Consider the following 12,293-nt stretch of genomic DNA (forward strand, 5'->3'; position numbering starts at 1 on the left):
TGAGAGATGTGATGAAGCCGATCCTGGCTGTGCTGGTGCTCGTGGCAACGAGCCTGACCCTGGCGACGACCTCCGCCTCCGCGGACACCGCGCCGACCGACACCGACCTGCCGACGACGGTCGCGGCCGACGTCCTTCCCACGGTCCAGATCGACGGCGTCGCCTGGAAGCAGGTGATCGTCGGTGACATCGTCTACGTCGGCGGTAGCTTCACCTCCGCCCGGCCGGCGGGTGCTGCGGCCGGCACCAGCGAGACGCCGCGGTCCAACATGCTCGCCTACCGGCTCTCCACCGGGAAGCTGATCACCACCTTCGCGCCGACGTTCAACGGCCAGGTCAAGGACATGGCGCTCTCGCCCGACAAGAAGCTGCTCTACGTCGCGGGCGGCTTCACCCAGGTCGACGGCGTCAACCGCTACCGGGCCGCCGCGATCGACCTCGCGACCGGCAAGGCGACGAGCTTCCGGCCGATCTTCAACTCGACCACCAACGCCGTCGCGGCGACGGCCGGCGCGGTCTTCTACGGCGGCGTGTTCACCTCGGCCGACAAGACGGCGCGGACGAAGGTGGCCGCGGTCAAGCCCGGCGACACGGGCACCGGCCTGCTGCCGATGAACCCGAAGGTCGCCGGTGGCAACGTCAACGACATCGTGGTCTCCTCCGACGGCACCAAGATCGTGATCGGCGGGGCGTTCACCAGCGTCAACGGCTCTTCGAAGCCGGGCTTCGGCCTGGCTCGGCTCGAGGTCTCCTCGGGCAGCTCGCTGGCGCTGCCGGTCAACGACGAGGTCCGCAACGGCGGCACCGAGTCGGCGATCCTCTCGCTCGAGTCCGACGGCACCAGCTTCTACGGCACCGGCTACAACTACGCGGGCTCCGGCAACCTCGAGGGCTCGTTCAAGGCCGACTGGGCCACCGGCAAGCTGACCTGGCTCGAGGACTGCCACGGTGACACCTACGCCGTCTGGCCGACCGCCAAGACGGTCTACCAGGCCAGCCACAAGCACGGCTGCGACACCTCCGGCGGCTTCCCGGAGACCAAGCCACGGGCTTGGTATCACTCGACCGCCACCACCCAGGACGTACGCGGCACCAACATCGCCGACGACAAGTACGGCTACCCCGACCACCCCGGCACCCCGCGGCCGGAGTTCCTGGAGTGGTACCCCAAGTGGACGAACGGCACCTACACCAGCGCCCAGCAGTCGACCTGGACCGTGACCGCCAACGCCAGCTATGTGCTGTACGGCGGTGAGTTCCTCAAGGTCAACGGCGTCGCCCAGCAGGGCCTGGTGCGGTTCGCCGTCAAGGATGTCGCCCCCAACAAGGTCGGGCCGACGCTGAAGGGCGCGAAGTGGGCGCTGACCGGCTCCTCGCCCTCCGCGGGCAAGGCCACGCTGAAGTGGCCGGGCAACCCGGACAAGGACAACGCGGCGGTGACCTACAAGCTCTACCGTGGCTCGCTCGACTCCACGCCGATCAAGACCGTGAAGGTCTCGGCCCCGTTCTGGAAGCACACCGCGATGACCTTCACCGACACCGGCCGCACCAGCGGCTCGTCGCAGAAGTACAAGATCGAGGCGGTGGACCCGCTCGGCAACATCTCCCGCTCCGACTGGGTGACGGTCACGATCAGATGATCTGGGTCTGCATGCTCACCTATCGGCGCCCCGAGGGGTTGGCCGAGGCGGTCGGCATGCTCCGGACCCAGCTCGATCTGGTCCCTGACGCGCGGCTGCTCGTCATCGACAACGACGAGCAGCCCAGCGCTGCCTCCGCCGTGGCGGAGGCAGCCGCGGGGGACGTACGCGTCGTCTATGTGCACGAGCCGACCCCCGGCATCGCCGCGGCCCGCAACCGGGCTCTGGACGAGGCCGGTCCCGAGGCGGTCGTCGTCTTCATCGACGACGACGAGCAGCCCTCGGAGAAGTGGCTGCCGACCCTGCTCGCGTGCTGGGAGGAGACCGGCGCCGCGGCCGTGGTCGGGCCGGTGGTCTCCTACTTCGACGGGCCGCTGGACCCGTGGATCGAGGCGGGTGGCTTCTTCCGGCGCCTCCGGCACCCGACCGGCACCGTCGTCACCACCGCGGCGACCAACAACCTCCTGCTCGACATGACTCAGGTCGGCGAGCTCCGCTTCGACCTGGGCTTCGGGCTCTCCGGTGGCTCCGACACCGTCTTCACCCGCACGCTGTCGGCCGCCGGCGGCCGGATCGTGTGGTGCGACGAGGCCCCGGTGCACGACCTGGTGCCCGCGGACCGGGCGACCCGGGAGTGGGTACGCGCCCGCGCCTCCCGTATCGGCAACTCCGACTCCCGGGTGCAGGTCCACCTCGCTCCGTCGGGTCGCCGCCCGCTCGCCCGGCTGCGAGCCACCGCTCGCGGCCTCGTCCGCGTGCTCGGCGGCTCCGCCCGTCTCGTCCTGGGCCGCCTGACCGGCTCGCAGCCCCACCATGCACGCGGCACCCGCACCCTCCTTCGCGGCCTCGGCATGCTCCGCGGTGCCTGGGGCTCCCACGTGTCCGAGTACGCCCGCTAGCGCTCGCCGCCTCGACCGGCGGGGGCTGGTGGCATCGCCAGATCGCGCTTGGCCGTCCAGCGTGGGATCGGGAAGTCGAAGATGCCCCGGACGCGGCCGGTGATGAGCCGGTCGAGAGTCAGCGCGAGCAGGATCGCAACCAGGGTCAGCAGAGGCACGGCCACCAGACCTGCGCCCGGCGGCCAGTCGACGTCGCGGCCGGTGAGCAGGGCCGCGGCAGCGGTGATCGGGAAGGCATGGACGACGTAGATCGGCAGCGTGCGGGTGCCGAGGTGGCGTACGAAACCGAGAGCCGGGATCCGGGCGATCATCACCCCGAGCCCGCAGCCGGCGGCCACCGCGAGCAGGCCCAGCATCGGCCGCACGAAGATGATCCGGTCGTCGGCGACGTAGAGGAAGAACCCCAGCACCACCACGTACGCCACCCCCAGCCCGACCACGTGGACCGCCCGCATCCGCGGGACGACCGAGCGCACCCTGGGGGCGGCGCGGGAGGCCAGCACGAAGAAGAACCAGTAGCGGAACGTCTTGTCCCATGGGACGTCGCCGGTGGAGACCAGCCCGGCGGCGAAGACCGCGGAGACGATCAGCGCGGTGCCGACGACGAGCCACGCGGGAAGCCGGCGGGTCAGCCAGCCCACGAGCGTGAACAGGCACAGCGAGTAGAGGAACCAGAGGTAGACGTTGGGCTCGACCAGCACCCGGGCGACCGCGGCGACCCCACCCGGTGGCGAGTGCGGCAGGAGCGCGCGGAAGGCGCCGAGCAGGAGGCACCACAGCAGGTAGAGGTAGATCAGGTTCAGACAGCGGGTGCGCAGCACCTCCCGCAGCGGGCGGGCGAGCAGTGCGGGAGCGAGGAGGCCGGAGAGGAAGAAGAACAGCGGCATCCGGAAGGTGTCGAGGGTGTAGGCCAGCCGAGACCACGGCCCGGCGAGGCCGACCAGGTCGAGGTTGATCACGGCATGGAAGAGCACCACCAGGACGATCGCCAGGCCGCGTGCGGAGTCGATCCAGCTCTCACGCACGTTGCGGACCTCCGGCGAGATAGCGACGGCGGGCGCGCTGGCCGTGACGGCCCTGGCGCCGGGGCAGCTGCGGCCGCAGCGGCATCGGCGGGGCCTGATCGGCTTCCTTGCGCTGCAGCAGGAACACCCCGAGCGCGAGCGCGAGCGGCGGCAGCGAGCTGATGATCGGGCCGAAGAAGAGGTTCCAGCCGAGCTGGAGGGCGAGGAAGAGGCCCAGCGCGGTGCCGGTGCGGTGAGCCATGCTGCGGCCCAGATAGATGGTGGCGAGCCACAGCAGCCACCCCGACAGCACCAGCCCGGCGAGCCCGAACCAGACCCAGAGGTCGCCGATCAGCGAGTGCACCTCGATCCGGGTGCCGAACATGTAGTGCTCGACGTAGCCGTTGTCGGGGTCGTAGCCCAGCCGGGACATGCCCTGCTTCGCGGCCTGCATGTCGGTCGGCGTGGCCATGGTGCCGGCGCCGTAGCCGAGCGGTTCGTGCAGCATCAGCGCGACCGTGGCCCCGATCTCGGGCCGGCCACCGAGGATGAGAGATCCGGCGGCCTGGGTCTGCTCCTGGGTGCGTTCCTGCGCCGACTGGCCGAGGTAGCCGTCCAGCGCCGCACCCTCGAGCGCCCGGTAGAGCCCGAAGCCCAGCGCGCCCACCAGCACCAGCGAGAGCAGCGCGGAGGTGGTGCGCTTCGCCGTCCTGGGCCGGTGCTGCCACAGCAGCAGCACGGCGGTCATGATCAGGAACGCGCTCATCGACCGGGCCCCGGACAGCGCCGTGACAGCGGTGAGGGCCCCGAGGGCGGTGATGTCGGCGAGGAGCCGCTTGCGGGGACGTCGCCGGATGAGCAGGCAGGCTCCCAGCAGCAACATCGTCGACGGCATCGCGAACCCGAACCGCCACGGCTCCTCGGCGAACCTGGACCCCAGCGGCGCGGTCATGAACGAGCCGAGCGCGTAGAGGCACACCACGATCCCCGGTGAGAGCACGCGCTGCCCCCACAGCAGCGCCCCGACGCACATCACGGCCGAGACGACCGGGAACAGCTCGAACAGCACACCCGCCTCGGTCGGCGGATGCGTCGCCGAGCGCCAGGTGGTGAGCGCCAGCGCGGAGACGAAGCAGGCAAGCAGCAGTACGCCGCCCAGCGCCGCCCCGCGATAGCGGCCCGCCTCCCGGATCCAGACCGGCGCCAGGGCCGCGCCCATCAGTCCGCCCACGGTGAGGCCACGGACGAGGTCGAAGTCGGTGCCGGCCAGGAACGCCGCGGCCCCGGCCAGGAGAGCGGTCAGCACCTCCCAGCCGGTGCGCTCGGCGACCTGGGTGCGCCCGGGGCGCCCGGTGCGCCCGGTGTGCCCGGTGCGGACCCGGATCGCCGTCGCGACGGCCATGCTCAGCTCCCGGCGGCGGGGTAGCCCTGCTGGCGCGGTTCCCGGGGACGTACGAAACCGGAGAGGAGGCGGGCGAGCCAGCCCTGCTCGGGCTGTCCGTAGTAGGTGTGCGCAGCCGTGTCGCGGACCTGGTTGGCGACGATGCCGAGGCAGCGGGCGTCGACGGTCTCGAGACTGTCGATGGCCTCCAGGACCTGGGGACGGTGGATGGTGCGGCAGTTGGCGACGACCAGGGCACCGTCGGTCAGGCGGGACAGGATCGCGCCGTCGGCGACCGGGAGCAGCGGAGGGGAGTCGAGGATGACCACGTCGTAGCTCGCGCGCGCCTCCTCCAGCAGGTCGGCCATCCGCGGCGAGCCGATGAGCTGCGCGGGGTTGGGCGGGATCTCGCCCATGGTGAGCACGTGCAGGTTGGCGTCGCCCCAGACCTGGACGACCTCGTCGAGCTCGGCCTTGCCGATCAGCACCGTGGTCAGCCCGGCCGCCCCCTCCAGACCGCAGTAGTCGGCGACCGCCGGGCGGCGCATGTCGGCGTCGACGAGCAGCACACGCTGGCCCTGTTCCGCGATCGCCAGCGCCAGGTTGATCGACGTCGTCGACTTGCCCTCACCGCCGATCGAGGAGGTCACGACGATCGAGCGGACGGGGGAGGAGGCGTCGAGGTACTGCAGGTTCGTCTGCAGCCGCCGGTAGGCCTCGGCGGCGACGTTGTGCGGGTCGATGGCGGTCACCGCGCCGCGTGAGCGCCGCTGGCCCCGGCGCCGGGGGATCGCCCCGAGAAGCCCGACGTCGGTGAGCTGCTCGATCTCGGCCGCGGTCCGGACCCGGGTGTCGAGGAGCGCGCGGACCACGGCGATCGCGACGCCGAGCCCGAAGCCGGCCGTGAACCCGACCAGAGCGGCCAGCCGCGTACGCGGCGCGAACGCCTCCTCCGGCGGGTCGGCGCGGGCGACCACGGTCACCTCGACCGCGGCCTTCTTGTTGGAGCTGGGGGAGAGGTTGGTGATCGTGGTGGTGAGCTCGTCGGCGACCGAGTTGGCGAGGTCGGAGGCACCGGTGCTGGTGGTCGCCACCGCGTCGATCTCGATGATCACGGTGTCGAGCGGGTTCTCCGCGGTGATCTGCTCGGCCAGCGCCTTGGGCGTGGTGTCGAGGTCGAGGTCGTAGATGACCTGGTCGAGCACCACCGGCATCGTGGCCAGCTTGGCGTAGGACTGGACGATGTCCTGGGTGAAGGTCGAGCCCTGGACCAGCTCCTGGGTGGTCGCGCCGCGGGCGATCGAGACGAAGACGGTGCTCTGCGCCCGGTACTGCGGCGGGCTCGCGTGCGCCTGGGCGAACGCCACGCCGGCACCGATGATCGCGAGCACAGCGACGATGTACCAGCGCTTGCGCAGGGCAGCGACATAGTCGCGCAGGTCCAACAGGTCACTCCGTCCGATGTCTTTGCCAGGCTGCTCGTCCGCGGCTCATCCGCCGAAGCGGAGCCCGAGGCAATGGGTGGCGCCGTCAGGGCAGGTCCGCGGGGCCATCGCACATCCTCACCCGATTCTGGGGATGACAGGGCCGAGTGTCCGGCCCGTTCCCCCAAATGGGGGATTGATCCCCCGTCGGTTTCGGGGGCCGTACGCCGACTGCGTAATGTCTGTTCGTCACGTTCGGGGGTTGGCCGCGTGGACGTGCGGTTCCACGCTCCAGAATCGTCAGACGACTCGAAGGTAGGCAGGCATGGACACCGCGACGATCCTGGTCGTCTGCACCGGGAACGTACGACGATCGCCGGCGATCGAGGCGATGCTCCGCGAGGGTGTCGGCCAGATCGGCGGGCTGGCGCGCCACGGCATCAACGTGATCTCGGCGGGCAGCGAGGCGCTCGAGGGCTACGAGATGGACCCGATGATCGCCTCCGAGGTGGCTCTCGCCGGCACCCGGCTGACCCGGCACCAGGCCTACCCGCTCGACGTCGACGACATCGAGAGCGCCGACCTGATCATCACCGCCGAGCGCTCCCATCGCAGCGAGGTCGCCCGACTCGTGCCGTCGGCGGTCAAGCGCACCTTCACGCTCGTCGAGATCGCCGCGCTCGGCGACCTGCTGGGCCGCACCGCCCTGGGCGGGCCCGCCGGTTCGGAGGCGGACGCGGCCACCCGGCTGCGTACGCTGGTCCAGCTCGCGCCGCTGCAGAGAGCCCGCCGGCGGGTCCGCCGTCCGGCCGACGACGACCTCGTCGACCTGCGGAAGCGGTCGCCGCGGGAGGCCCGGCGGCTGGTGACCGAGGCGCGCGGCCACGTCGAGACGCTGTTGCGGGTGCTCGAGCCGAGCCTCTCGCTGGTCAGCAAGCCCCAGCGCCCCGCCCCGGTCATCCCGGCGCCCGCCGAGCCGGTCGAGACCACCCAGCCCCGGCCGATCCACCCGACGCACTCCACGCAGTCCAACCGGTCGGTGGGCTGACCGCGGCTTGTTCACCGTGGCTGATTGGATAGCAAGTTAGGGTTGCCTACATGAACCGTCCCGCGAAGCCTGAGACCGTCCTCGTCGTCACCGCCACCCGGCGGCTGAGTCCGACGATGATCCGGGTGAGCTTCCGCTCCGAGGACCTCGGTGCCTTCTCGTCGAGCGTGTTCACCGACCGCTACGTGAAGCTGGCCTTCCCGCAGGCGGACGGCCCGGTGCTGCGCACCTACACCGCCCTCAACCCCTCGGTCGAGGACGGCACCCTCGACATCGACTTCGTCGTCCACGGCACCGAGGGCTACGCCGGCCCCTGGGCCGCCGCGGCCCAGCCCGGTGACACCCTCACGGCTCTCGGCCCGGGTGGCGCCTACGCGCCCGACCCGGAGGCCGACTGGCACCTGCTCGCCGGTGACGAGACCGCCCTGCCCGCCATCCGTGCGGCCCTGGCCGCGCTGCCGGCCGACGCCCGCGGCTACGCGGTGATCGACGTCCCCGCCACCGGCCACGAGCAGCCCCTCGACCACCCGGACGGCGTCGAGGTGACCTGGCTGGTCACCGGCGGCCACGCCCACCACGCCGCCGAGGACGCCGAGGGCCACGAGCAGCCCCTCGTCACCGCGATCCGCGAGCTGCCCTGGCTCGAGGGCCGGGTCCACGCCTTCGTCCACGGCGAGGCCGCGGTCACCATGCACGGCATCCGCCCCTACCTCCTCAAGGAGCGCGGCGTCCCGAAGGCCGACCTCTCCATCTCCGGCTACTGGCGCCGCGGCCGCACCGAGGAGACCTTCCGCGAGTGGAAGCGAGAGCTCGCCGCGGCCGAGTCCGTCTGACCCCCGACTCGGCGCATCTGCCCCGCCGAAAGCGGTCGACCCGGCCCGTCTGTCCCGCCGGAAGCGGTCGACCCGGCGCGACTGCCCCGTCGTAGAGGGTTGAGTCGGCGCGTCTGTCTCACCGGCCGCCTGGGACAGTTGCGCCGACTCGGCGTTGAATTTCGGGGCAGACGTGCCGGGTCGGCCGTTGATCTTGGGACAGTTGCGCCGAGTCGGCGGGGTCTCAGGTGCCGTTCTCAGAGAAGTGTTGGTAGTCCTTCAGCGAGTTCCAGTCGCCGCCCCACTCCCAGCCGATGTCGGCGAACGCCCGGACGACGACGTCGTCGGCGTGGATCATCCCGGGCGCCTTCCGGGACCGGTTCAGGTACCAGCGGGCCAGCTCGGGGATGACGCGGTCGCCCTTGACGTACGGGTTCTGGAAGGTGTTGATGTCGATCGCCAGGCCGTAGGCGTGCTGGGAGAACGAGGTCTGGCCCACCGACGGGCGGCAGACGAAGCCGCCGGTGCCGTTGCCGTCGCCGGTCGGTGGCGCGTCCAGCGCGGCCTTCGTGGCGATGTCCATCTGCTCGATCGGGAAGCGCGCCTCGTACAGACGCCGGAAGACCCCGACGACGTCCTCGGCGACCCGGGCGTTGATCAGCATCTCCCCGGTGTGGCGGGCACCGTCGAAGCCCCAGAACGTCATGCGAACCCACGCCAGCTGCTGGCGTGAGACCGGGCATCCCGGCACCCAGGTCGAGCGCTCGATCACGTCGTCGGGGGCGACGTCGACCTCGGCGGCGAACCCGTCGCCGGGCAGCATCGGCACGACGTCCGGCAGCGTCCACGCCCGGTGACGCAGCTCCGGCGGCGTCGGCCGGGCGATCCCGTAGCCCTGCGCGTCCTCCTTCAGCACCCGCGTGCCGAGCCACGGCGGCGGCACCGACCCCGGCTTCGGGACCACCGGAGAAGACGACGGTACGTCGCTGGGCGACGGCTCCGCCGACACCGATCTCGATGCGTCCACCGTCGGGCTCGGCGCGGGCCCGGCCTCGGAAGCCACGCCACAGGCGGCGAGCACGAGCGCGAGGGCCGCCAGCGCGGCGGAGTACGTGCGGGTTCTCACCGCTCCATTCAACCCGCTGTGGGCCAGACGTTCATCGCGACCGTGGCGAGGGCACGCAGATCGGCACGGGACGCGCCGTCGATCGCCTGCACCGACATGCCCTGGATCACGGCTCCGACCAGGCGGGCGAGAGCGCCGGCGTCGGTCTCCGCGGGCAGCTCACCCTCGTCGACGGCACGCCGCAGCCGCTGCTCGATCCCGGCGAGCGTCTGCGCCCGCATCCTGGCCGGGCGGGTGGCGACCCCGCGCTGAGCGGCGCCGACCCCGAGCGCGGCCGTGGAGATCATGCAGCCCGCCGGCAGCCCGCCCTCGCTGAACCGGTCGGCCGCGTCGAGCAGGAACTCCGCGACCGCTTCGCGGACGGGTCCGTCGGGCCGCAGCACCGCGCCGTGCTCGCGCGCGTAGCGCTCGAGTGCCGACTGGTAGAGCGCCTCCTTGGAGCCGAACGCCCCGTAGAGGCTCGGCGCCTTCAAGCCGGTCGCGGCCTCGAGCGTCGCGACGCTCGTGCCTTCGTAGCCGTGCTCCCAGAACGCCCGCATCGCGGCATCGAGCACCGCGTCCTCGTCGAAGGAGCGCGGTCGTCCGCGGGAGGCCTTGCGCATTTCCATAGTGATCCCTACATTATCCCGTACCAAGTTATTTAGCGACTGCTACAGAAATGAGCACGAGATGACCCGCAACGCTCTCGTCACCGGCGCCTCACGCAGCATCGGCCGCGCCATCGCCGTACGTCTCGCCGCCGACGGCGTCGGCCTGCTGGGCATCCACTACGGCTCGAACCGGGCGGCCGCCGAGGAGACCGCGAGGCTGGTCGAGTCCGCCGGGGCGCGGGCGGTCCTGATCGAGGCAGACCTCGGGAAGGACGGCGCGCAGGCGGCCGCGGACGTCGCGGCGGCCTGGGCCGGGGCGGCGCTCGCCGAGGAGGACGGCTTCGACATCCTGGTCAACAACGCCGGCATCAACGGCAACCAGGAGCTCCACGAGCTCGACCCGGACACCGCTCGCCGTGTGCTCGAGGTCAACCTGATCGCACCGATGTTCCTCACCCAGGCGCTCGCGCCGCGTCTGCGCGAGGGTGGCCGGGTCGTCAACGTGTCGACGGGATACACCCGGGTGGCGGCGCCGACCCACCTGACGTACGCCGCCTCCAAGGCCGGCATCAACAACCTCACCCGCTCCCTGGCGGCGCCGCTCGCCGCACGCGGCGTGACCGTCAACGCGGTGCTTCCCGGTGTGATCGAGACCGACATCAACGCCGACTGGATCAACCTGCCCGGGCCGCGGGCGCAGGCCGAGGCGCTGTCGGTGTTCGGCCGGATCGGCACGGCGGAGGACGTCGCCGACGCCGTCGGGTTCCTGGCCTCGCCCCGGGCGCGCTGGGTCACCGGGGAGACGCTCGACGTGACCGGCGGCTCGGCCCTCTGAATCGTCTTGACTTCGAGTGCACTCCAACCAGGACACTGGAGTCATGACGTCGCAGGTGCACAGCAACGGACTCAGCATCGCCGAGGTGGCCGAGCGGACCGGCCTGACCGCCCACACGCTGCGCTACTACGAGCGCGACGGGCTGATGCTCGGCGTCGGCCGCAACGGCTCGGGCCACCGCGCCTACACCGAGGACGATCTCGGCTGGATCACACTGATCACCCGGCTGCGCTCGACCGGGATGCCGATCCGGGAGATCCGTCGCTATGCCGAGATGGTCCGCGACGGTGGCGGCAACGAGGAGGCGCGCCTCGCCCTGCTGCGCGCACACCGCGACCGGGTGCGCGCGCAGCTGGAGGAGACGGCCGCCCATCTGGACGCGATCGAGTTCAAGGTCGCCTACTACGCGGCGGCCGTGGGCGAGACGGACCCCGACGCCGAGCTCATCGCCCAGCAGCGTCGAGGCGAGCCCGCTGCTCCTCGCTGAGCTCCAGGTCCATCGCTGCCAGGCTCTCGTCGAGCTGGGCCACCGACGACGCCCCGACCAGCGGGATGACCGGGAGCGCGTCGCCGAGCATCCAGGCCAGCACGACCTGGTTGCGGGTCGCGCCGGTCTCGGCGGCGACCTCGTCGAGCACCGCCAGCCGGGCGGTCGTCCCCGGGTGGTCGTAGGCGGGGTCGAGCGGCTTCGACGGGTTCGTGTAGGCGCCGCTGAGCAGTGGCGTATAGGCCACCAGCGTGAGTCCCGGCGTCGCCCGCAGGTAGGCCAGCAGCGAGGCGTCGGCCACGCCGATCTCGCCGTCGACCGAGAGTCGCCGGTCGGGGATGTCGGTGCGCATCCGCAGGTAGGTGTGGTGATACTGCAGCACGCTCGGCCGCGCCGCCTCCGGGTTGACCGCCCGCGCCCGCTCGACCTGCCAGGACCAGTGGTTGCTGAGCCCGAACTGGCCGATGACACCGTCCTTCACCAGGGCCGCGAAGCCGGCGGCGTACTCCTCCAGCGGCACGCCGTTCATGTCCGGCACGTGCGCGTAGTAGAGGTCGAGCCGCTCGACGCCGAGGCGCTCGCGGGAGCGGTCGGCCTGCTCGCGTACGTTCTCCGGGGCCAAGCCCTCCCAGCGGCGGTCGCGCTGGTTCTCCCAGCCGTTCTCGACCCGCTCGACGACGTCCGTCGGGCGCGCGCCGACCTTGGTGCCGATGACGAGCTCGTCGCCGATCCCGCGGTCGCGGCGCCACTGCCCGAGCGTCGTCTCGCTCTCGCCGCCCTGGGTGCCGTTGGCCCAGTAGGCGTAGTTGTTGGAGGTGTCGACGAAGGTGCCGCCGGCCTCGACGAAGCGGTCGAGGATCGCGTACGAGGTTTCGATGTCCGTGTCGGTGCCGAACCGCATCACACCGAGCGCGAGCTTGCTGACGCGCCGGGACCCGGCGCCTGATCCGATGGTCGTGTATCGCATGTCTTCCACGCTCTGGCTTCGCGCGCGCTCGAAGTCAAACGTCTTTACGGCCGTCTCCTAGACTGGTGCCGCACCCCCTG

At 71.5% G+C, this 12,293-nt stretch carries 12 protein-coding genes; 6 read left to right on the forward strand and 6 right to left on the reverse strand.

From position 1 onward, the window contains the following. The first annotated feature begins 11 nt into the window (after positions 1 to 11). Positions 12 to 1,640, forward strand: coding sequence for a hypothetical protein (locus tag ACWZJV_RS20315; RefSeq protein ID WP_457178216.1), 1,629 nt, complete (start codon positions 12 to 14; stop codon positions 1,638 to 1,640). 11 nt (positions 1,641 to 1,651) lie between these two features. After that, a complete protein-coding gene (locus ACWZJV_RS20320; RefSeq protein WP_457178218.1) occupies positions 1,652 to 2,539 on the forward strand; it encodes a glycosyltransferase family 2 protein in 888 nt (295 codons plus the stop codon). On the opposite strand, the gene ACWZJV_RS20325 is transcribed toward ACWZJV_RS20320, so the two are convergent. Genes ACWZJV_RS20325 through ACWZJV_RS20335 form a run of 3 tightly spaced genes read right to left on the reverse strand, consistent with a single transcriptional unit; the run spans position 2,536 to position 6,369 of the window. After that, on the reverse strand, positions 2,536 to 3,564 hold the full coding sequence (locus tag ACWZJV_RS20325) for an acyltransferase family protein (RefSeq protein WP_457178219.1): 1,029 nt from the start codon (positions 3,562 to 3,564) through the stop codon (positions 2,536 to 2,538). The genes ACWZJV_RS20320 and ACWZJV_RS20325 overlap by 4 nt on opposite strands. Further along, positions 3,557 to 4,945: an O-antigen ligase family protein gene (locus ACWZJV_RS20330; protein ID WP_457178221.1), complete on the reverse strand. Its 1,389-nt coding sequence runs from the start codon at positions 4,943 to 4,945 to the stop codon at positions 3,557 to 3,559. The genes ACWZJV_RS20325 and ACWZJV_RS20330 overlap by 8 nt, the downstream gene beginning before the upstream one ends. A gap of 2 nt (positions 4,946 to 4,947) precedes the next feature. Next, a complete protein-coding gene (locus tag ACWZJV_RS20335; protein WP_008363626.1) occupies positions 4,948 to 6,369 on the reverse strand; it encodes a polysaccharide biosynthesis tyrosine autokinase in 1,422 nt (473 codons plus the stop codon). 304 nt (positions 6,370 to 6,673) lie between these two features. On the opposite strand from ACWZJV_RS20335, the gene ACWZJV_RS20340 reads away from it, so the two are divergent. Beyond that, positions 6,674 to 7,396, forward strand: a complete 723-nt coding sequence (locus tag ACWZJV_RS20340; protein WP_008363627.1) for a low molecular weight phosphatase family protein — start codon at positions 6,674 to 6,676, stop codon at positions 7,394 to 7,396. 50 nt (positions 7,397 to 7,446) lie between these two features. After that, positions 7,447 to 8,229, forward strand: coding sequence for a siderophore-interacting protein (locus ACWZJV_RS20345; protein ID WP_457178224.1), 783 nt, complete (start codon positions 7,447 to 7,449; stop codon positions 8,227 to 8,229). A 223-nt stretch (positions 8,230 to 8,452) separates the two neighbouring features. Here ACWZJV_RS20345 and ACWZJV_RS20350 read toward each other — a convergent pair whose 3' ends face one another. Next, entirely contained in the window at positions 8,453 to 9,334 is an 882-nt protein-coding gene (locus tag ACWZJV_RS20350; RefSeq protein ID WP_008363629.1) for a M15 family metallopeptidase, read from the reverse strand. Positions 9,335 to 9,342: 8 nt separating this feature from the next. Beyond that, positions 9,343 to 9,942: a helix-turn-helix domain-containing protein gene (locus ACWZJV_RS20355; protein ID WP_050801029.1), complete on the reverse strand. Its 600-nt coding sequence runs from the start codon at positions 9,940 to 9,942 to the stop codon at positions 9,343 to 9,345. 61 nt (positions 9,943 to 10,003) lie between these two features. On the opposite strand from ACWZJV_RS20355, the gene ACWZJV_RS20360 reads away from it, so the two are divergent. Continuing rightward, positions 10,004 to 10,759, forward strand: a complete 756-nt coding sequence (locus tag ACWZJV_RS20360; protein ID WP_008363631.1) for an SDR family NAD(P)-dependent oxidoreductase — start codon at positions 10,004 to 10,006, stop codon at positions 10,757 to 10,759. A 43-nt stretch (positions 10,760 to 10,802) separates the two neighbouring features. Next, entirely contained in the window at positions 10,803 to 11,246 is a 444-nt protein-coding gene (locus ACWZJV_RS20365; protein WP_008363632.1) for a MerR family transcriptional regulator, read from the forward strand. Here ACWZJV_RS20365 and ACWZJV_RS20370 read toward each other — a convergent pair. Continuing rightward, complete coding sequence (locus ACWZJV_RS20370; RefSeq protein ID WP_008363633.1) at positions 11,203 to 12,213, reverse strand: aldo/keto reductase; 1,011 nt, start codon at positions 12,211 to 12,213, stop codon at positions 11,203 to 11,205. The genes ACWZJV_RS20365 and ACWZJV_RS20370 overlap by 44 nt on opposite strands. Between the last annotated feature and the right edge of the window lie 80 nt (positions 12,214 to 12,293).

The organism is Nocardioides sp. WG-D5 (assembly GCF_054031175.1).

Excerpts from the sequence above, each read along its gene's own strand:
- ACWZJV_RS20315 (WP_457178216.1), top strand. The coding sequence starts at position 12 with ATGAAGCCGATCCTGGCTGTGCTGGTGCTCGTGGCAACGAGCCTGACC.
- ACWZJV_RS20320 (WP_457178218.1), top strand. The coding sequence starts at position 1,652 with ATGCTCACCTATCGGCGCCCCGAGGGGTTGGCCGAGGCGGTCGGCATG.
- ACWZJV_RS20330 (WP_457178221.1), bottom strand. The coding sequence starts at position 4,945 with ATGGCCGTCGCGACGGCGATCCGGGTCCGCACCGGGCACACCGGGCGC.
- ACWZJV_RS20340 (WP_008363627.1), top strand. The coding sequence starts at position 6,674 with ATGGACACCGCGACGATCCTGGTCGTCTGCACCGGGAACGTACGACGA.
- ACWZJV_RS20345 (WP_457178224.1), top strand. The coding sequence starts at position 7,447 with ATGAACCGTCCCGCGAAGCCTGAGACCGTCCTCGTCGTCACCGCCACC.
- ACWZJV_RS20355 (WP_050801029.1), bottom strand. The coding sequence starts at position 9,942 with ATGGAAATGCGCAAGGCCTCCCGCGGACGACCGCGCTCCTTCGACGAG.
- ACWZJV_RS20360 (WP_008363631.1), top strand. The coding sequence starts at position 10,004 with ATGACCCGCAACGCTCTCGTCACCGGCGCCTCACGCAGCATCGGCCGC.
- ACWZJV_RS20365 (WP_008363632.1), top strand. The coding sequence starts at position 10,803 with ATGACGTCGCAGGTGCACAGCAACGGACTCAGCATCGCCGAGGTGGCC.
- ACWZJV_RS20370 (WP_008363633.1), bottom strand. The coding sequence starts at position 12,213 with ATGCGATACACGACCATCGGATCAGGCGCCGGGTCCCGGCGCGTCAGC.